We start from the raw sequence: 1,222 nt of genomic DNA, 5'->3' as shown, positions 1-1,222 counted from the left end.
GCCAATCGTAGAGCGAAAAACGACACCCCGGGAGTCACTCGGAGATTCCCGGTCTTCCCACATGGTGTACGGCGGTTCGACTCCGCCGGTGGGACTCCCCGTAAGGGGGAGAGCAACCATGAGTAACCAAGACAAAATCGGGCTGTCACGCCGACGCGTACTCGCGAGTATGGGGGCCATCGGCGTCGCCTCCGCGGGTGCCGGACTCGGCACGACCGCCTACTTCAGCGACGAGGAATCGTTCACCGGAAATACGCTTACCGCAGGCGAACTCGACCTCAAAGTCGATTGGCAGCAGACCTACAACGGACCGATGCCGAACGGTGACGGCGTCGGCGAACACCCCGTGAACGCCTACCCCGACACGGCGGTCGACGGCGAAAGCTACGGCGACGGCCTCCAAGATCTGGACGGGGTCCACTACTCCGGCGCCGGCGAGACGGAGCCAGTGTTCGACGCCGCCGAAATCCCCGCCTGTTGTGACTGTGAGGACGACGAATATTACGTCACCTACGGCGGCGAGTCCTACTGCATCGTGCCACTGAGTGGAGAGGAAAGCGTAGAGGAATTCTACGACTACAGCAACTTCGCCGCTCAAAACGCCGATATTACGAGGGCGGATACGAGCGTAATCTTCCTCTACGAGAATACGACGGACGGCGAACTGAGCCTCGTCGTCGTCAACGACGATACGGAGGCGAACGGCGGCGGAGTAGCCTCCTACACTCTCGAGGGTGCGCCGAACGGATCCGGTTTCACGGGGACTGGAGATTGGCAGGAACAGGACGACGGGCCAGACCCTTACTCCGAGTGGACAGCCGACTGGGCGTGGCAGGAGGGGTACACCGACGGTGGTGCGCTCGGCCCGCTCAACGACGAGTTCGCCATTCGACTTTCAGCGGCATTCAACGGTGCTGCAGCCGAGCAAGGTCGGAGAGAAGACGACGGTATCGTAGAGGAAGTCATGATCCTCAGCGGAGGAAGCGGTCAGGACTCCGACGAGATCATTCTCGAAAGCGGCCTCGACGAGGACCAGAACAATGAGGTCGGCCCCGTCACCATCCACAGCGCCTGTGGGATCGACAGCGGCGCCGAGCTGGACGTGCCGGCTGTCTTCCAAAGCGAGAACTACCCCGGCCAGGAGCACCTCGTCGAACTCGACGACGTGAAACCGGGTGACGAGGGCGAGATTACCTTCTCGCTGCATCTCTGTGACAATCCG

At 61.8% G+C, this 1,222-nt stretch carries 1 protein-coding gene; it reads left to right on the top strand.

The features are described 5' to 3' along the window. Window positions 1–118: 118 nt before the first annotated feature. The coding region (locus ACERIT_RS16125) for a SipW-dependent-type signal peptide-containing protein (protein ID WP_373675870.1) at window positions 119–1,222 on the top strand (1,104 nt) is incomplete at its 3' end.

The sequence above is a fragment of the Halopenitus sp. H-Gu1 genome, from assembly GCF_041821145.1.
Taxonomy (GTDB): domain Archaea; phylum Halobacteriota; class Halobacteria; order Halobacteriales; family Haloferacaceae; genus Halopenitus.
This window is presented reverse-complemented; position numbering and strand designations above follow the sequence as displayed.